Raw genomic sequence first — 24,746 nt, 5'->3', positions numbered from 1 at the left:
CTCCTTCGGCTAGATGAGCCCCATGGCCTTGCCCACCCTCCCTGCGATCTCCAGGGTGGCCTCCAGTTCCTCGTCGGTGTGGGTTGCCATGAACGAGGTACGGATGAGAGCCCGGTTGGGCGGGACCGCCGGTGAGATCACGGGGTTGGTGTAGAGCCCTTCCTGGTACATGGTGTACCAGAACTTGAAGGTCTTCTCGTTGTCGCCGATGATGAGGGGAACGATGGGCGTCTCGGTGTCCCCCACGTCGAACCCGAGGTCCTTGAACCCCTGAATCATCCTCCGGCCGATCTCCTGAAGCCTGTGTACGCGTTCCGGCTCCTTTTCGATGATGTCGAGTGCCGCGAGGGCTGCGGCGATCTGGGCGGGTGGCATGCTCGCGCTGAAGATGAGCGGCCGGGAGTGGTGCTTGATATAGTCGATGACCTCTGCATCCCCGGCGATGAACCCGCCGATGGAGCCGAATGACTTGGAAAAGGTGCACATCACCAGGTCCGCGAGGTTGGGATCTCCGTAGTGCTCGAGGGTCCCCCGTCCGGTCTTTCCCAGCACCCCTATGGCATGCGCCTCGTCGAGGTAGATCCTGGCGCCGAACTCATCGGCGATCTTCTTCATTTCGGGGAGCTTCGCGATGTCCCCCTCCATGCTGAAGACCCCGTCGGTCACGATGAGCACCGGCTCGTCCGGCGGGATGCGGGAGAGCACCTCCCTGAGATCGTCCATGTTGTTGTGCTTGAACCGGTGTATGTTCCGGCAGCGCGTGAAGGCGGAGCCCAACATGATTCCATCCATGATGGAGGCGTGGTTGAGCTTGTCGGTGACGATATGGCCGTTCGTCTCCATGAGGGCCGAAATGGCGCCGAGGTTGGTCTGATACCCGGTAGTAAAGCAGAGTGCCGCCTCTTTCCCGACGAACCTGGCGATGCGGTGTTCGAGTTCCTCGTGGAGGGCGAGGGTGCCGTTCATGAATCGAGAGCCCGAGCAGCTCGTCCCGTAGCGTTCCACGGCCTTCTTCGCAGCCTCTATCACCCTCGGGTCCTGCGACAGACCCAGGTAGTTATTCGATCCCGCCATGATGAACTTCTTCCCCTCGATGATCACTGTGTTGCCGTGGTTCTCGTTGATGGGTCTGAAGTAAGGATACCACCCCTCCTCCCTGGCCTTCTCTGCTTCCTTGAACTCGTAGCACTTTTTGAAGATATCCGTGCGTGTGGTCTGTGCCATGCTCTCCTCCGTTTAGTGATGTGCTGTTCTTTTCACTTGTGCCTGATTGATCGTATAGACGAGGTTCGGGAAGTGACGGTTGATCTTCTCTATGAGTGTGCCCTCGAGCCCCGGAGTGATGAGAAAACGTCGTTTCCTCATCCCCTTGAGGAGTTCCCGGGCCACGAATTCGGGCGGCACGGGTTTCACCGTACCACTCACGGCCTTGGTCTCGGGCGGCTTGGTCTTCTCCTCTTCGTGGAGCTGGGGGGTGTCGGTGTCCGGGGGACAGAGCACCGAGACGGTGATGCCGTGCAATTCCGCCTCACTCCTGAGGCACGAGGCGAAGCCGATGATGCCGAACTTCGAGGCGCTGTAGGCGGTGTACCCGAACACGCCGATGTAGCCTGCCATCGAGGAGACCATCACGATGTAGCCACTCCCCCTCTGCTTCATGGCGGGGTACAGCGAGTGCACCGTGTACCAGGTGCCCTTGAGGTTGGTGTCGATGGTCCGTTCGAACCACTCGTCGGGGATACGTTCGAAGTAGTTGGGATAGGCCACGCCAGCCGAGGTGATGAGCACGTCCGGGCCGGGGTGTTCCCTCATCCACTCCCCGAGGGTCTCACGGATCCGAGCCCCCTGTGAGACGTCGAGGGGGAGCGTGAGTACCTCCTGGTTCGAAGTCCTGCAGGCGGCGGCCACCTCCTCTTGTGCTCGGGCGAGGCGCTCCTGGTTCCGGGCGATGAGCACGATGTGCGCCCCTTCTCCGGCGAAGAGACAGGCGCAGGCTTTCCCTATCCCGCTCGAGCCGCCCGTGATGTAAACCCACCTGTTTTCGAATGATCTCATAGCCTGATCCTAGCACAGGGATGCGTGGTCCATCCAGTACTATCCTCCCAGGAGGTGGAGCAGCCCGAGGGAGAGGGCCGGAACATAGGTGATGAGCAGTACCGCCGTGAAGAGGACGAGGAAGAAGGGGATTACCTGCTTGTATATGGAGAGGAGATGTTCCTCAAACCTGTAGGATGCCAGGAAGAGGTTGAGTCCCACCGGAGGGGTGAGGTATCCCACGGCGAGGTTGGCGAGGAAGAGCACCCCCATGTGGACGGGGTGGATGTCGTAGGCCTCCGAGAGGGGCACGAGGAGCGGGGCGACGATCATGATGGCCGAAAAGGTGTCCATGAGGCACCCAGTGATGAGGAGGATGATCGTCACCAGGAGGAGGAAGAGATACTTCGAACCGACGTGCGCCTTCATCCAGGCGGTGAGCACGAGGGGGAACTGGGTGTCGACGATGTAGTAGGAGAGGGCCTTCGCCGCTCCCAGGAGCAGGAGGATGCCTCCGATGATGGGGAGTCCCCGTTCGATGGTCTTCCAGGCATCCCTGAAGGAGACCTCCCTCGTGATGAATACCTCCACGATGAAGATGTAGACTACCGAAAAGGCCGCGGTCTCCACCAGGGTGAGGATGCCGCTGAAGAAGCCCACTACGATGATGCATGGGAGGAGCACCTCCCATACGACGTCGACCAGCCTTCCCCTGGTTTCGTCCTCTGTCCCGGTCCCGCCTTCGGGAGACGGGTGCCGCAGGCTCCACACGATGCTGTAGACGATGAGGGAGCCCACCAGGATGAGACCGGGGATGAATCCGCCGATGAAGAGGTCCTTGATGCTCACATGGGCCACCGAGCCGTAGATGATGATAGGGAGGCTGGGAGGAAAGAGGAGTCCTATGGTGCCGGAGGCGGTGAGCAACCCGTGGGTGAAGGGCCGCGAATACTGTCTGCTCTGGATCATCACATAGGACAGTACGCCACCGAGGGCGAGGATGGCCACGCCAGAGGCACCGGTGAAGGTGGTGAAGAAGGCCGACACGAGAATCGCCACGATCGCCACGCCTCCCGGGAGGTGGTGGAAGAGGCGTCTGAAGAAGGCGATGAACCTGTCGCCGGCTTTGCTCACCGAGAGGAGGAATCCCACCAGGGTAAAGAGCGGGAGAGGGGGAATGGGGGTGTCGGTGAGGAGGGTGTAGACTTCGTCCGGAACCACTTCGGGGACGCCCCAGCTCCCGAGGAGGAGGAAGAGGCTGATCCCGGCGATGCCCACGAAGAGGGGGAGTCCCAGGAGGATGAGGAGGACGAGGCCGAGGACCACCCAGACCCCGTGGCGCGCCGAGAGGGCCACGATGGCCTCGGAGACGGCGGTGAGAAGCGGGTGTTCCAGGCCCCCCGCGGAGAGGAGGTTGGAAATGGCGGGGGCGCCGAGGGCGAGACCTGCACACAGTCCGGCCCCCATGAGGAGGGTGCGGGCCGAGGGTGAGGAGACGGGTGCCCGAAGGAAGAACCTCGCTGCGATCACCGAGAATCCCAGGGGGATCACCCAGGTGATCGCTCTCAAGGGGACCCCCTCTATGTGGGCATGGGGGTCGAAGGCGAGCACATAATGGGAGACGGCACTGAGGGCGAGCACCGTGGTGAGTACGCCGGCGAACCAGGAGATGAGGACGAGGAGCACGGTCTTCCACCTGCGGGGGAGGATGCTCTCAAAGAAGGCGATGGAGAGATGACTCTTCGTCCTGCTCCCCATCATGGCACCGAAAAAGGTGACCCAGATCACCAGGTGATGGAGGAAGTCGCCGCTCCCCGGGATGCCGGTGGAGAAGAAGACACGGGCTCCCATTTCAAGCAGAGGGAGCGTAGTGAGGAGGAGGAGGGCACCCCCTCCCAGGATGCTCTCTATCCTGCGAAACAGGTCTCGGGGGGAGGTATCATCGATCCTCATGGTCGGCCCTATAGTCTTCTATGTGGCGGATGATCTGTTCATAGATTTCACGGGAGAAGAGCGTCCCGGCGAGTCGGGCGAGCCCTTTCCTGCTTATGGCCTCCCACTGGGCGATCTCCTCTTGGGTGGCCTCGTGTATGACGAGTCCGTGCTGTTTCATGATGGAAAGTGCCTTCTCGTCCACCTCCTTCACCTTGTCGTTCAGGGCCTCCGCCGCCTCGGCGGCCGCCCTCCTGAAGGGATCGCGGTAGCGTTCGGGGATCCGGTTCCAGGTACGTTCCTCTATCACGAGCGCACCCACCACCGGTGCGAATTTGAGCGTGTTGTAGTGGGGTGCGAGCGCGAACCACTGCAGCGTAGCGACCAGCACGGGGGGGGCGTACACCGCCTCCACGATACCGGTCTGGAGTCCTGCGAGCACCTCGTTCTGGGTGAGGGGGACGATGTGGAATCCGAACTCCTTGAACGTCTGGTTCATCTCCGGTTCATCGGGGTAGGTGCGTAACTTGAGTTTTTTCAGTTCGTCAGGAGTATAGGCTGGGATCTTCGTAAAAAAGTTGACCCATCCCGCCACCTGCCACACCACGGGGACGAAGCCCTTCTGGACGAGAAGCCCTTCCCAGCGAGGACCCATCTTCTCGAGGAGATAGGAGACCTCCTCATCGGTTCGAGTGACCAGAGGGAGCGCCATGGTGATCATGTCCGGGTGAATCTTATTGAGACCCACCGAGGTGAGAACCGCGCCCTGCAGCTGGCCGAGCCTCATCTTTCGAATCACGTCGATCTCATCGCCTGCGATCCCTCCCGGATATATCTTCATCTCCACCTCACCGTTCGAGAGCTCCGCCCACTTTTGGGCCACCTCTCTGAGGGCATCGTCCCAAGGTGTTCCTACTGGCGCCAGGCTCGCCACCTTGATGGTGAGAGCCCACAGAGGGATCCCCAGGAAGAGGAAGAAGAGCTTGACCAGGTGTCGCATAGGCACTCCTTTTTCTAGAAGAATCGGTCGTCGAGGGTCTCGAGAAGCCACTCCGCCTTCTCCCGTGCAACGGCGTTCTCCAGGGCGTGCTCCGGTGTGTCGCCGGGAGGTATGGAAAGCGCCCTCTCGAGCAGGTTCCGGTAGGCATCCTTGTCCTGCCTCGGATACACGATGCTCTCCGCGTACGTGATGTAGGGGGAGAGCTTCTTCCCCCCGCTCAAGGCCACCGCCCGCTCGAAGTGGTGGCGGGCCTTTCCCTCGGGAGTCGCGTCGGCCAGACCTTCGCTCTCGTAGTAACGGCGGAGCCCCTCCACGAGGAGCGCCGGAGGGTTCGGTCCCCACCACAGGGCCTCCGGGAGGCCCCCATAGAGGGAGATGAACATCTCGTGGACCGCCCCCTCCTGGGAATCGGGAAAGGAGAGCAGGATCGTCGCAGCCAGGCTCACGGCCTTGGGTATCGAGAGCGAGAGTTCCGGATCCGACGGGTCGAGGGAGATGGCTGAAAGGAGCCCTGCGGCCCCCCAGTAGAGGGCGGCGACGTCCTCCTCTCGTACGGTGCCGAGAAAGGCCGAGAGGTTCCCCCCTTCCCATTCGGTGTAGGCCCGGGGGTGCGCCTCCTCCAGGGCGTGGAGGGCGTAGCGTGTCCCCCGGAGGTAGAGGAGCCTCGCTCTCCGGTAGGCCTTCTTCTGCGCGGCGTACGAGGAGAGGGGGAGTCTACGGGCCGGTTCCTCCACGAAGGCCTTCGCATAGGAGACGTAGCCCCGGGCGAGGGTGAGGAGCAGCTCCCGGTTGTCGGGATCCGACTGGAGGAGGGTCTCGTAGAGTTTGAGGGCGAAGGGCAGGGCCTCTGCTACGAGCTGAGGATCTTCCTCGGTCGAGAAGGGGTCGACTCCTCCCGTGCCGAGAGAAGAGACCACCGCGCGGGTGATCATCTTGTTGAGGGAGCAGGAGGGAAAGACCGCCACCATCACGCACACGAGGAGAAATAGAAAGAAGAGCCTCCGCATAGGTATATGATGTATCAGATTTTCTCTCTGCGCAAGGGTTTTCTCTCGGGTTGCAGGGGCATGTCCGTGGAGATGAAAAGAGGCGCCGGCCGGATTCGAACCGGCGAATAAGGGCTTTGCAGGCCCCTCCCTTACCACTTGGGTACGGCGCCCCGTTCGATATAGAGTATTACTAAAAAAAGAGAGCTTTGTCCACTCCCCGCGTTGTCAGTGATGGCCGTTTTTCGTACTATAACAGGGAGGAGTATATAGTATGGAGTTGCGATATCTTGGAGACGAGATCCTGAGGAAGCGTGCGGTCCTCGTTCCGGAGATAGACGGACGGGTCGCCCGGGTGGTCGAGGGGATGTTCGACCTCATGCACGAGGCCAACGGGATAGGGCTCGCCGCCCCTCAGGTGGGGATCTCGCAGCGTTTCTTCATCTGTCACGTCCCCGAGGGGGAACCTCTCGTCTTCATAAACCCCGAGATCACCGCGACCTCACCGGAGCTCACCACCTTTGAGGAGGGGTGCCTCAGCATCCCCCAGATCTACGCCGACGTGGTGCGGCCTGCCGCGGTGGAGGTGTCTGCCTGGAACCTGCAGGGAAAACCGTTCAGGATGGAGGCCGATGGCATGCTCGCCCGGGTGATCCAGCACGAGTTCGATCACCTCAACGGTGTGCTCTTCCTCGATAGGCTTCCCTCCAAAAAACGTGAGAGACTGGAGCAGCTCTATTGGAGACGAACGCGCGTGGCTCGCTGAGGGTCCTGTTCGCAGGCACCCCTGCGTTCGCCGTCCCTTCGCTCCGGGCGGTGGCCTCACGCTTTCCTGTCGTGGGGGTGCTCACCAATCCCGATGCCCCTCGCGGGAGGGGACGCCGCCTCCAGAGCCCTCCGGTGAAAGAGGAGGCCCTCAGGTTGGGGCTTCGTGTCTTTCAGCCTGAACGACTCGATGCAGCGTTCCGTGAGCAGGTGGCCCGCCTGGCGCCCGACATCCTGGTGGTGGTGGCGTACGGAAAGATCTTCGGCCCGAAGTTTCTCGCGCTCTTCCCCAAAGGGGGCATCAACCTCCATCCCTCCCTGCTTCCCAAGTATCGGGGACCTGCCCCCATCCCCGCAGCCATACTCAACCTGGACCCTGAGACCGGCATCACCGTGCAGAAGCTCGATCTCAGGATGGATGCCGGTGACATCATCCTTCAGGAACGCATATCCCTCACCGGCCGGGAGACCTCGGAGAGCCTCTCTCGCTGGGCCTCGGAGCGGGGGGCCGAGCTCCTCGTGGAAGCCCTCAGCCTCATCGAGGAAGGGAAGGCCTCGCCCGTCCCCCAGGACGAGACTGCGGCCACCTACTGTACGTTGTTGAAGAAAGAAGACGGACTCATCGCCTGGGAGGAAACAGCCGTCAGGATCGATGCGAAGGTGCGGGCCTTCTACCCCTGGCCGCGGGCCTACACCTCCCTCAACCGGCACAGGCTCTATCTTCTGGAAACCGTCCCTCTGGAAGACCGGGAGGCGGATGCATCTCCCGGTACGGTGGCAGGAGTAGACAAGGACTACGGAATTCTGATACAAACCGGGAAGGGCCTCCTCGGGGTCCTCAAGCTCCAGAGAGAGGGTCGCAACCCCCTGGGATGGAAGGAATTCCTCAACGGTATGCCGGATCTTGTCGGGCTGCGGCTGGGAGGAACTGGTGAAACGACTGGTCCGTAAGGTGCGAGAAGCGATTCCCCGTTCTCCTGATGAACCGGCGAAGAAGTGGTTCTCGTTCTTCATCTACGCGAGCATCTTTCTCATGCTCCTCATGGCCCTGGGAGGGGTAGGGGCTTTCATGCTGGCTATCCGAGCGCCGGAAGAGGTGCTCGTGCCCGCCGTGGAAGGCCTGGAGCTCGAAGACGCCCTCCTCGCCCTCCAGAAATACAAGCTCTATCCCTACGTGCAGCTCAGATACAGCTCTGACCCCACCACCAAGGGGAAGGTCGTCGCACAGAGCCCTCCACCCGGTTCTCTCATGAAGGTGGGCAAGGAAGTGACGCTCGTGGTGAGCAGGGGGGCCGTGGTGGAAGAAGTGCAGGACTACAGGGGCAAGCTCGTCGAAGAAGTGTCGCTCGAGCTCAGGAGCCTCTTCGCACCCTATGAACCCCTCATCACCATAAAGCAGCCCCTCATCTACGTGTACAGCGACAAGCCTGTGGGAACCGTGCTCGAACAGAAACCCGAGCCTGGCACCCGGATCACCGGTCCCGTGGAGCTCGAACTGGTGGTGAGCCGTGGGCCTGCGCCGCAGCGGGTGACCGTCCCTCAACTGGTGGGTAAGCTCCCGGATGAGGCACTACAGATCCTCGCCTCCCTCGCCCTTCCCTTCACCTTCTCTCCCGTGGAGGAAGAGGACGGCCCATCCGATCCGGGTGTGATCAGGGAGCAGCTCCCGGAGGCGGGTACGAGGGTCGCTCCCGGCACGAGGGTGGAGCTGAAGTACGTACCCTACCGCAACACCCGGACTGCGATCGCCGGTCTCTTCGACTATGCCCTTCCGACCTATCCCGTGCCGGTCGACCTCTCGGTTGAGGTGATCGTCCCCGGTGGAGAGCGGGAGGTGCTCTTCTCCATGAAACATCCGGGAGGACGGCTGAGCTTCCCTTACCTCCTTCCGGCCAATGCCGAGATAGTGGTGAAGGTGTACAACCGGGAGATCATCCATCACCTCGTGACGCAGCCTCAGTGACCATTCGGCCGGGGGTTCGCAGGACCAGGAGAGGTGCACGACACAAAACGAGAGGGCCGTCCGCGACGGCCCTCTTCTCTTTCCCGGTGGAGGTCCTTTCCCCTAATCCCTCCGGCTCCCCATGATCCTGAGGAGGAAGAGGAAGAGGTTGATGAAGTCCAGGTAGAGCTTGAGTGCGCCCATGATGGAGAACCTCACGTAGACGCTCTCGTCGGACGGATCGATCTGGGTGGCCCACTGTTTGAGGACCTGGGTGTCGTACGCCGTGAGTCCCACGAAGATGAGCACCCCCACGTAGGAGATGACGAGGGAGAACCCTTCGCTTCGCAGGAAGATGTTCACGAGAGAGGCGATGATGAGTCCCCACAAGGCCATCCCCACGATGCTCCCCACCCTGGAGAGATCGCGCTTCGTGAGATAGCCGTAGGCGCTCATCCCCGCGAAGGTGGCTGCGGTGATGAAGAACACCTGGGCGATGCTCGTTCCCGTGTAGACGAGGAAGAGGGGGGCGAGGGTCACCCCGTTGAGCGCCGAATAGGATGCGAACGCCACCGTGGCGGCGAAGGGGCTCATCTTCTGTATCCGGAGAGAGAGGTAGAAGACGAGGGCGAGCTCTCCTCCTATGAGGAGGAAGAAGATGAGGGGATTGCTGAAGAACGCCCTGAGGAGTGCCGGTGAACTTGCCACGCCCAAGGACACCACGCCGGTAAGGGCGAGGCCTCCCGTCATCCAGAGGTAGACATTGGTGAGGATCCTTTGAAGCGCACCGGTCTGAGGCCCGGTGAGTGCCTGTGGTCGTGCGAGCATGGCTCCCTCCCTGATCTGTGGTCTCTCCTTACACTCTACTCAAAAAAGAGAGTGCCGGAAAGGGGCTTGTGTAACTTTCCCCTCCTTCCGATGTTTATAATAACGTAAAAGGAGAGCGCGTCGCGCTCTCCTTCAGCCTCCTTTTTTTCTGGCTTCCGATAGTGTCACCTCCTCGCTATCGGAAGCTTTTCTTTTTTTCGATGTGCTATTGTACCCCGATTCTACGGATTCGTCAAATTTTCAGTCCACCATCTGGCGTCTGAGCCTGCGCATCCCGAACCATCCTGCTGCCGCAATGAGGGCCACACAGTAGACGAGGTCCCACAGCTGGGTGAGGCCCATGTCACCCATGGAGTATGTCCTGAGGAGGCGGACAGGGTGGGTGAGGGGGAAGACCTCCGCCACAGGCTTGAGCCAACTCGGGAGCTGTTCTATGGGGAAGACCACCCCGGAGAGGAAGAACATGGGTTCCATGAATCCGGTGAAGAAGAAGTTGAACTGTTCGAGGTTGTCCACGATGGAAGTGATGATGAAGGCGATGGTGGCGAACATGCTCGCGGTCAGGAATCCCACGAGGGGGGCTATGATCACCTGGAAGGGGTTCAGGATGCCGAAGATGCTCACCACGACGAGCACGCTCAAGGAGAAGAAGAACCCCTTGGTTCCCGCCCAGAGGATCTCCCCGATGAGGAGATCGTGTGCGGTGAGAGGGGCGGCAAGCATGCCGTCGTAGATCTTTTCGTACTTGAGCCTGATGAAGGTGCCGAAGGTGCACTCGTAGGCCGCCGTGAACATGGCGGGTGTCACGATGATCCCGATGGCGAGGTACTGGACGAACGGCTGTCCGTTGATGTCGGGGACGAAGCGGCCCAGTCCCAGGCCGATCCCGATGAGGAAGATGATCGGCTCCACGAAGGGAGGAAAGGCGTTGGCGAGGAGATTCTGGGAGTACACGCGCACGTGCCTGAACCACACGCTGTAGATCCGGTACAAGAACGGGGCGTGAAGGGAGAGGGCTTCATTGACCATCTTTCAGCCTCCTTCCGGTGATCTTGAGAAACAGGTCCTCGAGTGTGGACGGGCGGATGAAGTAGCTCCCGGCCGGGAGCTCCGCGGTCAGGGCTTCGAGTTTCTCTCTCGAGGGGGCGTAGATGAGGGTCCTCTCCTCGGAGTGTTCCACCCTGAGGGAATCACCCGACGGCAGGGTGTAGGAGGGGATGAGCACCTCTACGACGTGAGGTTCTATGTGCTTCTCCACGAGCTCGCGGGGGTTGCCTTCGAGGAGCGACGTGCCGTGGTCCATGATGATGATCCTGTCGGCGATGTGGTAGGCCTCCTCCATGTAGTGAGTGGTGAGGAGCACCGTGACTCCCTGTCTGGTGAGGGCCCGAATCCTGTCCCAGATGAGCTGGCGCACCTGCGGATCGAGCCCCGTGGTGGGTTCGTCCAGGAAGAGAAGCTCGGGCTGATTGAGGAGGGCCCGGGCGATGACGAGTCTCCGCTTCATCCCGCCGGAGAGGGCCTTCACCGGCTGATCCCTCTTCTCCGAAAGCTCCATGAACTCCAGGAGCTCTTCGATGCGCGTCCTGGCGCGGGAGGGTTTCATCCTGTAGAATCGTGCGAAGATCTTGAGGTTCTGCACCACGTTGAGTTCGTCGTCGAGGTTGTTCTCCTGCTGCACCACGCCGGTACGCTGTTTGATGGCGAGCTCGTCCACCTCCGGGTCGAGGCCGAAGACCTCCACCCGGGTCTCGGGATGCGGATCGCGGCGTGCCTTGCCGTAGAGGATCTTGATCATGGTGGTCTTTCCCGCCCCGTTGGGACCGAGGAGTGCCACGCACTCGCCCCGCCCGGCGGAGAAAGAGAGATCGGTGAGGGCCCGGAAGGTTCCATAGGTCTTGTGACAGTGTTCCACCCGTACGATCGTTTCCATGGTATGGAAGATACCGCAAAAACACTGTACTGGAAAGGGTTGACAGGAGAGGGACGTGGATGCACCTTATGAGCCGAGGAGGTGTGCATGCCGCGTCTCTATAAGGTGGAGTGTTACGTGCCTGTGGACCATGCGGAGCAGGTGAAGGAGGCGGTCTTTGCCGCCGGAGCCGGGCGGTACGAGGCCTACGACAGTTGTGCCTGGCAGACCGAGGGAACGGGCCAGTTCCGGCCCCTCGAGGGGAGCGATCCGTTCATCGGCGAAAAGGGAAAGGTGGAGCACGTACGGGAGGTGAAGGTGGAGTGCATCTGCAGGGAAGAGGTGCTGAAGAACGTGTTGCGTGCCCTCGTGGAGGCCCACCCCTACGAGGAACCGGCCTACGGCGCCTTTCCCCTCATCACGCTGGAGGACCTCACGTAGGGTCGGGCCCTCATGACGAGGGGAACATGCGGGAGAGCACCTCGTCGTGGAGGGCTTGGTCCTGGGACCGGTAGAGGACGAAGACGATCCTCTTGGGGTAGGTGAGTCCCCTCTCGATCACCGATTTGATCGTGGCAAAGGCCACCTCGGCCGCTTCCCTCATGGGATAGCCGAAAACCCCGGTGGAGATGGCCGGAAAGCCCACGCTCTCTATCCTGTGCTGCTCGCAGAGACGGAGTGAGTTCTCGTAGCACCGCGAGAGGAGGTCTGCCTCGGGCCTGTCTTTCCCATACACAGGACCGAGGGTGTGGATGACGTAGCGATTGGGGAGGTTGTGACCTCCGGTGATCACCGCCTCACCGGGCTTGATGGGCGCGTATTTGCGACACTCCTCTGCGAGCCCTGGGCCTGCGGCGCGGTGAATGGCACCTGCTACTCCTCCACCCGGCATGAGCATGGCATTGGCCGCGTTCACGATCGCCTCGAGGTCCGGCTGTGAGGCGATGTCCCCCTGTCGTGTCTCTATCACGATGTCCCTGTAGGTGATCCTCGCCATAGTCCCTCCTCTGGATGGAAGGTATGAAAGAAGTCTACCATGTGAAGAGGAATGTGGGGAGTGCTTGACTGTTGAGTCTCTAGAAGATAGCCTATTGTAAAACATTTGGAAAAAGGAGGGTTGAATTTGGATGAACAGATGGGGAAGTTTCTTGGTATTCTTGTCATTCCTCGTCTCACTTGTTTCTTGTGGAGGAGAGGAAGTGTCGTATCGTGAGGAGGTAAAGAGAATCACCTCCACGTCTGAGACCCCGGGAGAAGCGAAGGAACGCCTTCTTGCCATTGACGGCCGATATCCCGAGAAACCGCTTGCCAAGATTCATCTTGGTGTTCTCTATCTCATGGAGGGGAGGCTTGAAGAGGCGGGGGCTTATCTGGAAAGGGCTCTCGCTTTTGAAAAGAAGGAGAAACTCACGGAGGAGGAGTATTACCTCCTCTATGGAGCACTCTCGGACTACTATACCCGTAAAAAGGACTATGCCTCTGCCCGATCCTATGCGGAGAGAGCCTTGGCTCGATCAGCAGAGGATGCACTGGGTATAGGAGTACTTCTTGCCCGAAGCATGGTGCATCTCGATGATACAGAGGGTGCGGGGGCCCAGTATCGAGCGCAGTGGGAAACCAAAAGAGACTTTTTCACACAAGAAGACCTCACCTACTTCATGAGATACCTTCAGGAGAAAGGGGAGTGGAAACCTCTGAGAGAGGTAGCACTCTATTCTGTAGAACGGTACGGGTATAGAAGGGGGGATGGACTCATCCTCTCTTCTATTGCTGAAAAGGAGGGAGACTGGGAAGAGAGTATCCTCTGGGCGTTCCTCGATCTCTGGTTCCTCTATAAAGAAGGCCTATATGATCGGGGTGCAGTAGTATCTCGCCTGAATTCCGTAAGGGAAACCCTTCTTGAGAATCGGGTGAAGGAAACTGAGTTCTCTTCCGCACTCCTCTTCTGCCGTCGAATCATCGAGGAAGAATGGGATCTTGGCGCTTCTTTGCTGGAAGAGTTCAAGACCGATAATCGTACTCTCCCGGTGAGTGAGTTTTTCAGATGTATTGTCGCATTCCATCGGGAGCGGCCTGTGGACATCAGCACGCTTCAGGAGTATGTAGAGCTGGAACCCTTCTTCAAGACACAAGGGATCTTCTATTACTATCTCTGGTGGGCCATGTCGAAGGGAGAGGGAAAGTATACCTTCTCTACTGTGCAGAAGGTATTGGAGAAGGCGATATATCTCCTCCCCGCCGATTCTGAATATCAAAAAGAAAGTCGTAGTGAGATCGTCAGACTCCTTGGCCTTTCTCCTGAGACCACTCGCTACCTCCTCGTCACACCCGAGATAGATCGTACTATAGAAGCCTTTCGTCAGAGCGGAGAGAAAAGCCTCTTGAGACCTCTTGCCTATCTCCTTACCCTCGAGAACAATCCATATGTAGACTATGCGATTCAGCAGCTTAGGCAGTTCTCCTCATTTTACGATGTAAAAGCCTATTTCGAGAAGATCATACCCGATCCTCCTGCACGATATCGGATAAGGCTTCAGGAGATTTTCGGCTCGTGAGCGAGGGGAGAAAAAGAGGGACAAACCAGAAGGTGAAGAGGAACGCGCCTGCGAGGCCGATGAAAAGCGTATAGGCGAGAGAAGTGGAGAAAGGGTTTCTCGTCCAAAACATGGGAATGGCCCCTATCATGCTCGTAGAGGTGGAGAGGAAGAGCGATTCGAACCTGTGGTTGAGACTGAGGAGCAGGGCCTTATAGTGATTCGTGCATCGCTTTTTGAAAAAGAGGAATCTCTCAGAGATGAGGATGAAATTATTCACGCATATTCCCGAGAGGAGAATGAGTCCAAGGAGGATGGGAAACGAGAGAGATCTTCGCGCGAGGAGAAGTCCTAAAAGAGGAAACAAGAGTGAGGGAGGGATGATACTCAACACGAAGAGGGGCTGGACCACACTGTTCGATTGGATAATAAGTACGGCCAAGATAAGGAATGCAGCGAGAATGAGCAGAAGGAGAAGCAGGCTGTAGCTCTTCTGGGTCGTGGCTATGAGGGGATCGGGGTGAAACGCATAGCCAGGAGGAAGCTCAAGGGAGGAGAAAAACCCCTTGAGGAGAGTGGAAAGTCTCTCCAGGGGCATCGGGGGGACGCGAAAGGAGAAGGCAAGGGCGTTCTGTCTGTTGTAGCGATAATACCGGGAGGGGAGAGTAGATGTAGTGGTCGAGAAGAACTGGCGGACTGTGTACGTGTTCTGGGAGGAGGCGGGCAAAGGAAGAAAGGAGAGATCCTGAGGGGAAACCGATTCCGGGGCCATGCCTACCCTGAGATCCAGCTCTTTCCCATTGAAGAGCCACTTGAGTGCTACGGGGCGCTGAATGAACCACCGTAGGGTGTTGCCCATCTCATCGGGAGCCACCCTGTAGAAGGAAGAAGCCATAGAGGGCTTAAGGATGAGGGAGGGAGGAGGATCCTTGAAATGAAGCACCACTTCCGAGACCCAGTGTTGCGCTGAAAGTCTCTTGGCTATCTGGGAGATATGACGCTTCAGCGTGTCGTAATCATCCCCTGTGAGCACGTACTCCAGTTGGATACCCGTCTCTTCTCCACTTTCTTCGGTGAAGACCTTTCCCTTTCCGAGAAGACTCTCCCCTTTTTCGGTGAGGTCCTTCAATTCTTCCGGGTAGATGCGGGAAGGGTCGAATTTGAGCGAGATGTTGGCGCTCGCCCGTTCAGCTCTTGATTCCACCAGGAGGATCCCGGGCTGCTGAGAGAGATACCCGAGATACGGCTGAATGAATCTGTCCACTGCCTCGATGGTCGTGCCCGGAGGGTATTCCACTCTGAGGAAGTACGTATCGCGGAGCTGCGGAGGGGTGATCTCTTTAGGGAGGAGGAGAAGCAGTATGAGGGAAAGAACGGATATGCCCGCATAGCCTCCCCACATGAGAGCCCGCCGTACTCGATTTTCAGGATACGCTCCATGAGCGAGTGAGAGGAAAAACTTTCTCAGAGGGGTGAGTGGCAGGAGAGGTCGAATATTCCTTACCCGAAGGAGGGACTGGGAGAGCGGAGGATCGAGGAAGAAGAAGTGAATAATGAACGAGAGGGAGAAGAGGAATATAAACCCCATGATGAGCGATTCGATCCATACGTACTCGTATCGTAGGTACCACAGGGGCAAGAGAGTGATGAGCGTCGTGAGCGAGGAAGCAATGACCGGGGGAATGAGAGGAGTAAGAGGAGTGTGAAGACTATGTCGGCGGTGCTCGAATATCACGAATGAGGTATCGATGATGAGCCCTACTCCCAGTGCAAGAGACGAAAGGAGATAGGTATGGACGGTGATCCCTAAGAGAGAGAAGAGAGCGAAAGCTACAAGAATGGTGAGGGGGAGGGGTAACGAAAGGGAGAGAGTGAGACGAAGGTTTCTTGTGAAAAGGAACATGAGAACCACGAGAGAGCCGATACTGATCATTACTGCTGTGAAGAGTCTTTTTACCTCTTCCTCTACCTTTGCTCCCTGGTCATATACGACGAGAGGCTGGAGCTCTTCATATCCGTTGACGAAGTTTCTTATATTTTTGGAGAGCAACAGGATATTCGCCTCGCTGGAGGCATGGATGTAAAGCACCACTCGTGTTTCCCCGTTGATACGACTGATTCTCTCAGGTTCTCGGTATCCCTTCTCCACCGAGGCGAGGTCTTTCACTCGGATGAGCGTATCCCTTTCGTAGAGAAGAGGAAACTCGAGCATGTCCTCAAGAGAAGTAAAAGAACTATCGAAAAACACCGGGATCTGGGAGCTTCTTGTCCGGAGTTCTCCCAATGGCTGGCGGAGGTAGGCTTTCTGGAGATTCCTTACCAGTTGGGAGATCGAGATCCCGTAGGTAGCCATTCGATCGGGGTATGTGGAGATCCTTACCTCTTCTACCGCTTCACCCCCGATGATTATCTCCCCAATCCCGCTGAGTTTCTGTAGCTCAGGGACAAGCTTTTCTTTTACGTATTCTGCGAGCCTGGGTAAGGGGAGAGCAGGAGAATAGAAACTCACGATGAACACAGGCTCTCGTGTGGTATCGGAGTAGAAAATTTGGGGTCTCTGTACTGCCCTGGGAAATCTGGAGCTCACAAGGTCCACTTGTTCTCTCAGATCGAGATAGAACTCCTGAGCCTCGGTGGTGGGGTGAAGTGTGACGAAGATGCGGGAAGTGTTCGTCTCACTGATGCTTTTTATCGTTTTTATTCCCGGGAGTATGCTTATAGCGTTCTCCAGAGGAATGGTGATCACCTTCTGGATCTCCTCGGCATCGACCCCGTAGTAATGAGTGGTGATGGTGAATACCTTTTCGACGGAGGGAGGGTTACCGATCTCGAGCCTGCTCACAAAGAGGAGGGAGATGACAATGAGGGAAAGGAGGAGGAGCACATACCGAGTGGGATGCTCTCTTAAGGCTTCCATGGAGGGTTCTTCCTCCTCCTACCGAAGAATCGCATGAAAATCGAGGGGAGGATGAGGAGTGAGAAAAAGGTGGAACACAAGAGACCTACAAGAATAGAAAGAGCCATGCTTCGTTGGGCATTCTTCCCAAAGAGGTCAAGGGCAAGGGGGAGGAGGGCGAGGAGGGAACTCCCTACTGTGAGGAGGATGGCGCGCAGCCTTTGGAGAGAGCCTACATAGGTTCGGGAGATGAGGTGGAGAGGGCTCTTGATTCTCTGTGAGAGAATCTCAAAGAGGATGATACCGTTATTCACCGCGGTACCTATGAGGACGAGGATCCCAAGAAAGGTGTTGAGGGAAAGGGGTGTATGGGTGAGCAGATAGAAGGGGCCTATTCCAGAGAAGCCTACGGGGATCGTAAGCATGATGATGAAGGGAAGAAAGAAAGACTCGAACTGGTAGCCCAGGAGCACGTAGAGGAAAAGGATCGCGAGAAAAAAGAGAAACATGGTCTCCTTGAGCTGTTGCGACCATTGAAGCTTTAAGACATCGATCACCCTGGGTTCTCTCTCCAACATATGAGAGAGGTGGAGGGTCTCCTTTGAACGAGCACATGAGAGGATAAATATATCTTTCCGATCGTGTCTGAGGAGGTAAGGGTAGTCCTCTCTTTGTTCGAATCGAACCAGCTGGGTAAACAGAATAGAGTCTCCCCCCTCGGTGGGTAAAGAAATCCCTTCAATGAGTGCACGTTCTTCCTGGAATTGTGGGGGCGCCTTTATCCGGATCGGAATTCTCCTTCCCTCTTCTTTTACGCTTCCTCCATAGGTACCCCACAGCACTGTTCTGAGTGTGGAGGCCACGGTCTGGACATCAAGTCCGTATTGCAGGACTCTTTCCATAATCGGGGAGACCACCAGGGAAACCCTCTTCTCCGAGGGGAGAACCTGGACGTCGGGGATGGAGTATGTTGAGAGGATGTGCTGGGCGAGAGCCTCTGCTTCCTCTGGTGTCTTACCACTCACATAGAAGAGAGAGCGGCCTGTATCGGGGAGTCCGAGTGCCTCTATGAGGAGGTTCGAGGAGGTGGTGATGTTGATCGTACGGGCGAGAGGTACGGAGAGCGTCGAAAGAAGGGAGCGGGGAGTATATCCATGATGTGGCGGGAGATGGGCTACCACTTTCAACGTGGTAGGAGCATCGGGGTTTTCTGCGATGGCATAGGGATCTTCAGGGTTGTACCCCCCTAGGAAATACGCTTCTATGTCGTGGGCGGTGCAGACTGCTTCCAGCTCTGAGGCTACCTCTTTCAGTGATTCCAATTTCGTGTTCTGCGGGAAGGTGTATTCGAGGAGATATGTCTCACTTTGAGGAGTCTCGAGCCATAAGAAAGGGGTGTGGATGAGACCGAGGATCCCTATACCCATGGAAAGCAAGACTACGATGCTGGTGAGTACCGGTGCCTTTGTGCCGAGGGAAAAGAGGATTTTGAATACCCGTTTGGGTGTGCGAGAAAGAGAAGGGGATGATATCTCCCCGGGAATGAGAAAGAGGAAGAGTGGCACTATTGTAATGGAGACGAGATAGGATGAGAGAAGGGTGAGGCACACAGAAGCAGCGAGGGGAGAGAAGACCTTCCCGATAATTCCGGGGAGAAAAAAGAGAGGGAGAAACACGATTATTGTGGTGGTTGTGGAAGCCAATGTGGAACCTGCCACCTCTGCAGTGGCATGGAGGATATACTCTTTTGTCCTCTTCTGAGGGAGCCGTAGGATGTTTTCGAGGATTACGGCGCTGTTGTCTACCACCATGCCTACTGCGATGGCGAGTCCCCCAAGGGACATTACATTGATAGTGAGTCGGAAGATGGGGAAGAGGAGAAAGCTGAGGGTCATGGAGAGGGGAATGGTGAGGATAAGGAGGAGTGCAGGAAGGAGATGTCTCATTAAAAGGAGAATAAGGAAGAATGCAGCCCCCATTCCCAGGAGTGCGGAGAAGAGGAGGCTGGAGAGGCTTTCTTGGATGAGGATCGAATTATCCTGAACCACCACGATTTCCACGTCATGGCTGTATGATTCCATAAGTGCAGGGATGCGTGTTCTGATCTCCTGCGCAATCTTTATAGGACTATATCCTGCTTGTCTCCTTATGAGGAGGGCGACCCCTTCCTTACCCCGGTAGAAAAAGAAAGACCGTTGTTCTAAGGAGTCTCTGTGTACTTCCCCTATCGAGGTAACAGGCACGGGCTGTAGAGGGGTGGGGATGAAAAGGGTAGGGAGATCCTCCGGTTCCTCCGCAAGGGGTTCCACCTTCACGATGTATTCTGTTGTCTCCTCTTTCATGAATCCTGCCGGTATTTCCATGGTGAATGAGTTGAGAGCCTGAACAAACGAGCTGAAGGAGAGTCCATACGAGGTAAGACGGTGAGGATCAATGATGATATGTACTTCCTCCTCCCTTCCTCCGAGCACCTGGACGGATCCCACCCCTTCTATCTGTTGGAACGCAGTAGAGAGTTCTCTCTCTACGAGATTGGTGAGTCGTTCGAGGGACAATTCCCCTGTCGGGAGGACTCCCAGGATCATCACCGGTTGTTCGCCGGGATCGGCGGGAAGGATCATGGGTTTGGATGCCTCGTGGGGAAGCCGGGTATAGGCCACGTCGATGAGTTCTTTAGTCTGGGCCGCGGCGATCTCCATATTGGTACCCCATGAGAACTCGAGAGTGAGGATCGCGAACCCGTCGCGGGAGGTGGAGGAGATGTGTCGGAGCCCCTGGACTGTAGAGAGGGTATCCTCCAGAGGGAGCGTGATGAGGTCTCTCACTTCCCGGGCGGGGAGACCGGTGTAGGAGCATACTACCGTGAGCCTCGGTACCGTGAGGGGAGGGAGGAAATCCACAGGGAGGAAGAGGACGCTCAACACCCCCAGGAGGAGCAGGAGAAGGGCTATCATGAGGGCGCTTACAGGTCTTTCAAGGGTGAGCCTTGTGAGACGTATTGGCACGTGCTTCCCCTTTTAGTCAGGTTAGTTGGTGGTGTACGTGATGAGCTCCCAGTCTTCCCCCATAGCGTTTCCCAGGGAGTCTTCGAAGTCTCCGGCTATTGTAATCTTGAACTCTCCTCCGGCAGGAGTACTCTCCTGATTATCCACATTGAGGATCACCCGCACGACGTGCACCCGTGGATCAGTGCCGTAGTTTTCATAGTTTTCAGGAGGGAGTTCTGCAGCGAGATGGGAGATGTTCTCGTCGATTTGGATGGCCTGGGGGGTGATGGAGATTTCCTCTGCCGAAAGGAAGAAATTATCGATGAACATGAAGGGATCGATGTGAGCACCTTCGGAGAGTTCAAAGTACACATCCAGTACACTTTTTTTATCATAGAGAGGATCAGCGTATACGTCATGGTATGAGAAGGATCCGAGGGGAAGGATGTGCTCCATCCCGGTGGGAGTTGTTCCCTCGAAGGAGTTGAGAAAGTAGATCCCCAGCACCTTGGGTCTCCGGGAACCAGGTCCATCGGTCATGAGATATCTCCTGAGCGGTTGAAGAAAGGCGTTCCCCTGGAGGTCCTTCCAACCTTCCTCAAGGGTGATCTCGTAGAGAGTCTCAGGTTCGAGGGCTTCCTCATGGGTGAGGACGAGGCATGTATCATCTTCCCATGTATATGAGAGGTCGATGCGAGGGGAAATGTGGAGTCGTGTCTCTATAGAGTTTCGATCCACTGGTTCATTAAATCTGATGTAGATGTTCCATTCTTTTTCCCATTCATGAGTTACTGTCTGTTCATTGTCTTCGGGATCGTCGAAGACCAGTGCCGTAGTGCCGTCTGAGTTCTCAAAGCTCGGCTCTTCGGGAGGGGTGGTGTCGGTTCCTGTGTAGAACACAAGGGTTTCTTCCCTCCCGAGGGTGTTCCCAAAGAGGTCTTTGATATCCTCTTTCAACGTAATGGTGTAGTAGGTCTGCCACATAAGGTCCTCTGTGGGGAAGAACATGATTTCCGTTCCAGTGGCATCGGATTGGAAGTATCCTTTGATGGAAGGGGAGAACTCCACCCCTTCTATCACGGAAGGGAGGTTCACTGCTTCTGAAAAGGTGAAGCGAATAGTGGGGCGTATCGTGTCGATTGCGCTTCCGTCTTCCGGATAGGTGGAGAGAAGTCGGGGCCGGGTTCGATCGGTGCTCGTGTAGAAGGTGTACGAGAAATCTTCTCTTAGGGAATTCCCATGAGTGTCTTCTGCTGTAGTGTCCACAACAATAGTGTACTCGCCATGCTCAGAAGGTGGTTCATAAGGAATGAATCGAAGGGTATTCTCAGCAGGCCACTCGATGCGACCTTCTATAGGATCCCCGTTTCCTGTGAAGGAGAAGGCGGTCTCGGTGAGGGGCTTGTTCACGGGAGCGGAGAATACCACCTCCACTACCGAAAGGTCTTCGAGACTTACCACCTCTTCGGAGGGCTTCCATGAGATGACCTCCAGTGGAGAGATAGTGAAAAATTCACACCCAGTAATGATCGGTACCATCAAAAGCATGAAGAATATAGTGAATCCTCCCATCGGTTTCATGACTTCCTCCTCTACATCTCACGCAGGCTCAACCGGATGGTGAGATCCTCAAGCAGATACGACCCTGTCTCATTGATAAAGTACCGAGGGCCTCCTTTGATCTTTAGTAGATACCAATATTCTAGGTACCCAGGATCATCGGAATCTACCCCCTCTACTTCATGGAATTCGAACGTGACCTGTTTGGAGTCCGGGAGAGATGTCACCCGTACGCATTCCGGATTGGAAAGGTAGTACGGGAAGAATGGTTCAAGTGAGACCGCGTCCACCAGGCGTTGGGCCTCTTCTTCGGTAAAGGGTTGTGAGAACGTGAGTATCACCGTGAGTGTGCTGTCTATTCCTACAACAGCGGGGAGGAATGTTTCTGAGCCCCAGTCCGGTTGGGTGTAGGTGTAGGATTCGTGTTCAGATTGGAGCGTCACGGATTCGAGACGTTGGGCCGGTATGCCCTCGATGGTGAAGGTGTGATGGAACTCTTCCCCCATGGTGTTACCCGAGATGTCCGTGATATCGCCTGATATGGTGAGGGTATAGGTGCCTTCTGGCTCCCACAGCTGCTGGGGAGAGAGGAAGACGGTCGATGGGGTGAGAGGGATGATATCTACATCGAGTGAGGGTTCAAGGGTAATGAGCTGTTCAAGTTTTTCCTGCTGCATGGCCTCTGAGAACCGGATGAGGATCCCTCGCTCATTGTCGAGCATCTCGAGCGGCATCCTAGAAGAGGGGTCAGGGGTTTCCTTCGACGTGGTGTAGAGTCCTTCGACAGAAGGGGGTGTGGTATCCTCGAGGGTCCTGAAAGAGCCCTCGTACTCGTGGGAGATGCTGATTCCCTCCGTATCTGTGACTTCTTTTCCTGTCCGCCAGGTGTACGTGGTAAGACCTTCCCATGTTACCGAGGGCGTTATTGTCACCTCTGTATTGTCTTGGTTGAACGAAATCTCATACTCGCTCGAAGGCGAGAGGGAGAAGTGCGCTTCGAACGAAGTGGGGTTGAGACTCCTGGAGAAGTGAAATACGAGAGGAGTGGTAAGCCCTACCGAGTTACCCTCTTGTGGTGATACCCACAGGAGGGTGAGAGGGAGATCTGAGGAACCTGCAAAAAAGGGAATATTGAGATGAATGGGATGCCGGGTTCCCCTCTCCGATTTTGCCGTCCCCTCTCCTATGAGTCTGTACCGGGCACCTCGTTTCCATGGTTCCCGGGGGATGAGGATGAGGAGAGCGTTTTCCTCTTTCCATTCAGTATCCAGGGCTACCGGTGCATTCTCTTCGTCTTTGACACTGAAGAGCGGTTCTGTGCGATCGGGGTTCATCGGGAGGGAGAAGCGGATCCAGAGGGAATCCTCGCAGTCGATAATCGAATCTGACTGTGCGGGATAGGTTTCAAGGGAAAGAGGCGTGAGATCCACCAAGTCTGTACAGCTGGTGAAAAACCACATCGAGAGGGCAGTAAGGTAAAGACTAGCCTTGGACAAGTTACTCGATTTCCACCACCTCCACCTCCTGGCCTTCGCGGAGGAGGGGAGAGGGGTTGATGACCACCAGTTCCCCTTCATTGAGTCCCTCCAACACTTCTTTTTTGTTCTCCCGGGATACCCCCAGGGTGAGAGTGCGTCGGAAGATATGATTGTTTCGTACCACAAACACCTCCCCTTTATCCCCCTCTTCGTGGAGAAGGGCCTCTTTGGGAAGGAGGATGCGATCCACGGTAGTGCCCGTTTTTACCGACACACGGGCGAACATACCAGGGCGGGCCTCTCTGAGGAAGCGAGGGAGTCTTGCCTTTACCGTAACATTACCCGTCTTAGGGTCGACGAAGGGGGAGATAGCGTCAATCCTTCCGGTGAGCGTCTGGTCGAGTGCTTCGACGTGTATATTCGCCTCCAGGCCTTCTTTGAGGAGAAGGGCCTCCTTCTCCGGAATCGAGAAGACAACCCACGCATCCTCTGATGAGAAGATGGTACAGACGCGGGTGTTTTCCTTCAGGTATTCCCCCGGCTCTACGTACCGCGTACCGAGTACTCCGTCGATAGGGCTTCGGAGGATCGTCTCGTCCGACAAGGCTTCTACCGATTGGATCTCCGCCCTTGCGACTTCAACCTGGGCCTTGGCCACCTCTACTTGGGCCTCTTCCACCCGGGTGTTGAGTCGTATGAGGAGTTTTTTCCTTTCATCGAAGGAGGTTGGTAAAGGAAACCCCGCCGAGAGGATATCCTCGTCCCTCAGGCCAATGGAGGCGGTTTCGATATTTTTCTCCAGTATCTTCAGTTCATTGCGGGCTTTAAGAAGTGCGTTTTCAGCATCTCTGAGCGTGTCCTCTGGAATTCCTCCGGCCTCGAAGAGAATCTTTCTATCTTGGTATTCTTTTTCCAGCGTAGCGATGTCATGGAGGAGAGACTCCCGTTGTACGAGGAGCTTTTCAAGAGAGAGGAACCTGGTCTCGGCTTGAAGGAGTGCATCCCGGTACCTTGCCTCGGCAAGCCGGGCCTGGGCCTCCGCGCTCTTTAGGGCACTCTGGGCCTGGATTTTTCTGATTTCCAGTTGGATATTGGAGAGTCGGGCCACAGGTTCTCCTTCCCTCACTCGTTCGCCTTCTTCTTTGAAAAACCGTTCGAGGGTCCCGTCCACCTGGGTGGTAACATCGGCCTTCTGGGTATAGGTGACGGTTCCGAATGAAGTGATCACCGGTTCTACCTTTTCCATGTGAACACGGCGCACCTCTACTACAGGGACGACTGAGGATCCTGTCCTCTCAGGGGCCCTTTCCCCGCATCCAGCAAGAGAGAGAAGGACTCCCACAAGAAGGAGGAATGTGGTCCGATTCATTCTTCTGCCTCCAAGGAGATGAGGCTTCCGGGGGTGATTCCCAGGATGCGTTCCATGTTCCTCTCCCTCATGAGGAGCTGGAGCACGTAATTGAGCTCCGAGAGCTTTTGTTGCAGAAGATCGTTCTGGGCTTTCACCAGGTCGATTCTGGTGGTTTTCCCCAGTTCTACCTCTGTCTCGAGGATCTCATACTTTCGTTCTTCGAGTGATATCCCTTTTCTCAGGAGATCGATCTGTTTCCTCGCCCAGTGGTATTCCTCGAGCAGCTGGGTGAGGGAGAAGGCGAGATCCTTTTCCTTTTCTTCTTTTTGTTTGAGGAGAAGTGTCTCTTGGAGCGCGACTTCCTGTGGTGAGATGAGGAAATCGAGGGTTCGGGGAGTTGATATCTGGGTGGAGATGGTGCGGCCGTGGGATTGTTGGGGGGTGTGGTCAAAGGAAGTGTCCAGAGCAAAAGGTACCGGAGCGGAGGGGAGGGATATGCTCAACTTCACCGAGAAGCCAGGAAGACTGAGGGGGAAGTCCT

The 24,746-nt window shown here is 56.7% G+C and carries 20 protein-coding genes and 1 tRNA gene; 5 read left to right on the top strand and 16 right to left on the bottom strand.

The features are described 5' to 3' along the window. Positions 1-9: 9 nt before the first annotated feature. The 6 genes from STHERM_RS10220 to STHERM_RS10195 form a co-directional block, all read right to left on the bottom strand. Positions 10-1,224 (bottom strand): aminotransferase class I/II-fold pyridoxal phosphate-dependent enzyme, encoded by a 1,215-nt coding sequence (locus STHERM_RS10220; protein ID WP_013314817.1) that lies wholly within the window; start codon positions 1,222-1,224, stop codon positions 10-12. A gap of 12 nt (positions 1,225-1,236) precedes the next feature. Continuing rightward, a complete protein-coding gene (locus STHERM_RS10215; RefSeq protein WP_013314816.1) occupies positions 1,237-2,055 on the bottom strand; it encodes an SDR family oxidoreductase in 819 nt (272 codons plus the stop codon). A 39-nt stretch (positions 2,056-2,094) separates the two neighbouring features. Continuing rightward, entirely contained in the window at positions 2,095-3,987 is a 1,893-nt protein-coding gene (locus STHERM_RS10210; protein WP_013314815.1) for a TRAP transporter large permease subunit, read from the bottom strand. Next, on the bottom strand, positions 3,974-4,966 hold the full coding sequence (gene dctP / locus STHERM_RS10205) for a TRAP transporter substrate-binding protein DctP (protein WP_013314814.1): 993 nt from the start codon (positions 4,964-4,966) through the stop codon (positions 3,974-3,976). The genes STHERM_RS10210 and dctP overlap by 14 nt, the downstream gene beginning before the upstream one ends. A gap of 14 nt (positions 4,967-4,980) precedes the next feature. Continuing rightward, positions 4,981-5,973 carry a TRAP transporter TatT component family protein gene (locus STHERM_RS10200; RefSeq protein ID WP_071650347.1) on the bottom strand — a complete coding sequence of 331 codons (993 nt, stop codon included), beginning with the start codon at positions 5,971-5,973 and terminating at the stop codon, positions 4,981-4,983. Positions 5,974-6,053: 80 nt separating this feature from the next. Continuing rightward, positions 6,054-6,125 (bottom strand) — tRNA-Cys (locus tag STHERM_RS10195). A 101-nt stretch (positions 6,126-6,226) separates the two neighbouring features. Between STHERM_RS10195 and def the strand changes: the two genes are divergently transcribed. The 3 genes from def to STHERM_RS10180 are packed head-to-tail and all read left to right on the top strand — an operon-like array spanning position 6,227 to position 8,680. After that, complete coding sequence (def, locus tag STHERM_RS10190) at positions 6,227-6,718, top strand: peptide deformylase (protein WP_013314812.1); 492 nt, start codon at positions 6,227-6,229, stop codon at positions 6,716-6,718. After that, positions 6,691-7,668 (top strand): methionyl-tRNA formyltransferase, encoded by a 978-nt coding sequence (gene fmt, locus STHERM_RS10185; protein WP_081439522.1) that lies wholly within the window; start codon positions 6,691-6,693, stop codon positions 7,666-7,668. Before def ends, fmt begins: the two co-directional genes overlap by 28 nt. Then, the gene (locus tag STHERM_RS10180; RefSeq protein WP_041623617.1) at positions 7,649-8,680 is read left to right on the top strand and encodes a PASTA domain-containing protein; all 1,032 of its coding nucleotides are present in this window, start codon (positions 7,649-7,651) and stop codon (positions 8,678-8,680) included. The genes fmt and STHERM_RS10180 overlap by 20 nt, the downstream gene beginning before the upstream one ends. A gap of 102 nt (positions 8,681-8,782) precedes the next feature. Here STHERM_RS10180 and STHERM_RS10175 read toward each other — a convergent pair whose 3' ends face one another. The 3 genes from STHERM_RS10175 to STHERM_RS10165 form a co-directional block, all read right to left on the bottom strand. Further along, complete coding sequence (locus STHERM_RS10175) at positions 8,783-9,487, bottom strand: Bax inhibitor-1/YccA family protein (protein ID WP_013314809.1); 705 nt, start codon at positions 9,485-9,487, stop codon at positions 8,783-8,785. A 240-nt stretch (positions 9,488-9,727) separates the two neighbouring features. Next, positions 9,728-10,516, bottom strand: a complete 789-nt coding sequence (locus STHERM_RS10170) for an ABC transporter permease (RefSeq protein WP_013314808.1) — start codon at positions 10,514-10,516, stop codon at positions 9,728-9,730. After that, complete coding sequence (locus tag STHERM_RS10165; protein ID WP_013314807.1) at positions 10,506-11,420, bottom strand: ABC transporter ATP-binding protein; 915 nt, start codon at positions 11,418-11,420, stop codon at positions 10,506-10,508. Before STHERM_RS10165 ends, STHERM_RS10170 begins: the two co-directional genes overlap by 11 nt. 87 nt (positions 11,421-11,507) lie before the next feature. On the opposite strand from STHERM_RS10165, the gene STHERM_RS10160 reads away from it, so the two are divergent. Beyond that, positions 11,508-11,840, top strand: coding sequence for an NIF3 1 (locus STHERM_RS10160; RefSeq protein WP_013314806.1), 333 nt, complete (start codon positions 11,508-11,510; stop codon positions 11,838-11,840). 10 nt (positions 11,841-11,850) lie between these two features. On the opposite strand, the gene STHERM_RS10155 is transcribed toward STHERM_RS10160, so the two are convergent. Further along, complete coding sequence (locus STHERM_RS10155; protein ID WP_013314805.1) at positions 11,851-12,396, bottom strand: macro domain-containing protein; 546 nt, start codon at positions 12,394-12,396, stop codon at positions 11,851-11,853. A gap of 130 nt (positions 12,397-12,526) precedes the next feature. On the opposite strand from STHERM_RS10155, the gene STHERM_RS10150 reads away from it, so the two are divergent. After that, the gene (locus STHERM_RS10150; protein WP_013314804.1) at positions 12,527-13,954 is read left to right on the top strand and encodes a tetratricopeptide repeat protein; all 1,428 of its coding nucleotides are present in this window, start codon (positions 12,527-12,529) and stop codon (positions 13,952-13,954) included. Here the strand turns inward: STHERM_RS10150 and STHERM_RS10145 are convergent. The 6 genes from STHERM_RS10145 to STHERM_RS11365 are packed head-to-tail and all read right to left on the bottom strand — an operon-like array spanning position 13,896 to position 24,714. Continuing rightward, positions 13,896-16,850, bottom strand: a complete 2,955-nt coding sequence (locus STHERM_RS10145) for an efflux RND transporter permease subunit (RefSeq protein ID WP_013314803.1) — start codon at positions 16,848-16,850, stop codon at positions 13,896-13,898. The genes STHERM_RS10150 and STHERM_RS10145 overlap by 59 nt on opposite strands. Beyond that, positions 16,838-19,834 carry an efflux RND transporter permease subunit gene (locus STHERM_RS10140; RefSeq protein ID WP_071650346.1) on the bottom strand — a complete coding sequence of 999 codons (2,997 nt, stop codon included), beginning with the start codon at positions 19,832-19,834 and terminating at the stop codon, positions 16,838-16,840. Before STHERM_RS10140 ends, STHERM_RS10145 begins: the two co-directional genes overlap by 13 nt. Positions 19,835-19,855: 21 nt before the next feature. Then, positions 19,856-21,397, bottom strand: coding sequence for an Ig-like domain-containing protein (locus tag STHERM_RS10135; protein ID WP_013314801.1), 1,542 nt, complete (start codon positions 21,395-21,397; stop codon positions 19,856-19,858). A gap of 11 nt (positions 21,398-21,408) precedes the next feature. Then, on the bottom strand, positions 21,409-22,953 hold the full coding sequence (locus STHERM_RS10130; RefSeq protein WP_013314800.1) for an Ig-like domain-containing protein: 1,545 nt from the start codon (positions 22,951-22,953) through the stop codon (positions 21,409-21,411). After that, complete coding sequence (locus tag STHERM_RS10125) at positions 22,874-24,223, bottom strand: efflux RND transporter periplasmic adaptor subunit (protein WP_013314799.1); 1,350 nt, start codon at positions 24,221-24,223, stop codon at positions 22,874-22,876. The genes STHERM_RS10130 and STHERM_RS10125 overlap by 80 nt, the downstream gene beginning before the upstream one ends. Next, positions 24,220-24,714, bottom strand: coding sequence for a TolC family protein (locus STHERM_RS11365; RefSeq protein ID WP_052295683.1), 495 nt, complete (start codon positions 24,712-24,714; stop codon positions 24,220-24,222). The genes STHERM_RS10125 and STHERM_RS11365 overlap by 4 nt, the downstream gene beginning before the upstream one ends. Positions 24,715-24,746: the final 32 nt, after the last annotated feature.

The sequence above is a fragment of the Spirochaeta thermophila DSM 6192 genome, from assembly GCF_000147075.1.
Lineage (GTDB): Bacteria > Spirochaetota > Spirochaetia > Winmispirales > Winmispiraceae > Winmispira > Winmispira thermophila_A.
This window is presented reverse-complemented; position numbering and strand designations above follow the sequence as displayed.

Coding starts and splice junctions, on each gene's coding strand:
- STHERM_RS10200 (WP_071650347.1), bottom strand. CDS start 5,973: ATGCGGAGGCTCTTCTTTCTATTTCTCCTCGTGTGCGTGATGGTGGCG.
- STHERM_RS10150 (WP_013314804.1), top strand. CDS start 12,527: ATGAACAGATGGGGAAGTTTCTTGGTATTCTTGTCATTCCTCGTCTCA.
- def (WP_013314812.1), top strand. CDS start 6,227: ATGGAGTTGCGATATCTTGGAGACGAGATCCTGAGGAAGCGTGCGGTC.
- STHERM_RS10145 (WP_013314803.1), bottom strand. CDS start 16,850: ATGGAAGCCTTAAGAGAGCATCCCACTCGGTATGTGCTCCTCCTCCTT.
- STHERM_RS10215 (WP_013314816.1), bottom strand. CDS start 2,055: ATGAGATCATTCGAAAACAGGTGGGTTTACATCACGGGCGGCTCGAGC.
- STHERM_RS10220 (WP_013314817.1), bottom strand. CDS start 1,224: ATGGCACAGACCACACGCACGGATATCTTCAAAAAGTGCTACGAGTTC.
- STHERM_RS10130 (WP_013314800.1), bottom strand. CDS start 22,953: ATGAAGGGGAACTGGTGGTCATCAACCCCTCTCCCCTCCTCCGCGAAG.
- STHERM_RS10175 (WP_013314809.1), bottom strand. CDS start 9,487: ATGCTCGCACGACCACAGGCACTCACCGGGCCTCAGACCGGTGCGCTT.
- STHERM_RS10125 (WP_013314799.1), bottom strand. CDS start 24,223: ATGAATCGGACCACATTCCTCCTTCTTGTGGGAGTCCTTCTCTCTCTT.
- STHERM_RS10135 (WP_013314801.1), bottom strand. CDS start 21,397: ATGAAACCGATGGGAGGATTCACTATATTCTTCATGCTTTTGATGGTA.
- STHERM_RS10210 (WP_013314815.1), bottom strand. CDS start 3,987: ATGAGGATCGATGATACCTCCCCCCGAGACCTGTTTCGCAGGATAGAG.
- dctP (WP_013314814.1), bottom strand. CDS start 4,966: ATGCGACACCTGGTCAAGCTCTTCTTCCTCTTCCTGGGGATCCCTCTG.
- STHERM_RS10170 (WP_013314808.1), bottom strand. CDS start 10,516: ATGGTCAATGAAGCCCTCTCCCTTCACGCCCCGTTCTTGTACCGGATC.
- STHERM_RS10160 (WP_013314806.1), top strand. CDS start 11,508: ATGCCGCGTCTCTATAAGGTGGAGTGTTACGTGCCTGTGGACCATGCG.
- STHERM_RS10155 (WP_013314805.1), bottom strand. CDS start 12,396: ATGGCGAGGATCACCTACAGGGACATCGTGATAGAGACACGACAGGGG.
- STHERM_RS10165 (WP_013314807.1), bottom strand. CDS start 11,420: ATGGAAACGATCGTACGGGTGGAACACTGTCACAAGACCTATGGAACC.